Here is a 289-nt window from a genome sequence, read left to right as displayed (position 1 = left end):
GCGGTATCTCGTCGCCATCATGGAATGCGGATCTGTGAGTGCTGCGGCAAAGCGGCTGTATGCCGCTCAGCCCAACGTGAGCAAGGCGCAGAAAAATCTGGAAGAAGAATACCATCTCCGCATTTTTGAGCGGTCATCCACCGGCATGATCCCCACGGAGCAGGGGCGGCACTTCATCGAGCAGGCCGAGCGGGTGCTGCGGGATGTGGACCGGCTGGACCGGAGCGTGCAGGAGGAGCAGGAGCGCTGCGCCGACCTGCGGGAAATGATCCCCCACGCCACCTATGCC

At 62.6% G+C, this 289-nt stretch carries 1 protein-coding gene; it reads left to right on the top strand.

The window, feature by feature from the left end; all coding sequences use genetic code 11:
* A partial coding sequence (locus tag P0G09_RS20410) for a LysR family transcriptional regulator (RefSeq protein ID WP_275253595.1) occupies nt 1-289 on the top strand: 289 nt, incomplete at both ends.

Source organism: Faecalibacterium sp. DFI.5.82 (assembly GCF_029076575.1).
In the GTDB taxonomy this organism is placed as follows: domain Bacteria; phylum Bacillota; class Clostridia; order Oscillospirales; family Ruminococcaceae; genus Faecalibacterium; species Faecalibacterium duncaniae.
This window is presented reverse-complemented; position numbering and strand designations above follow the sequence as displayed.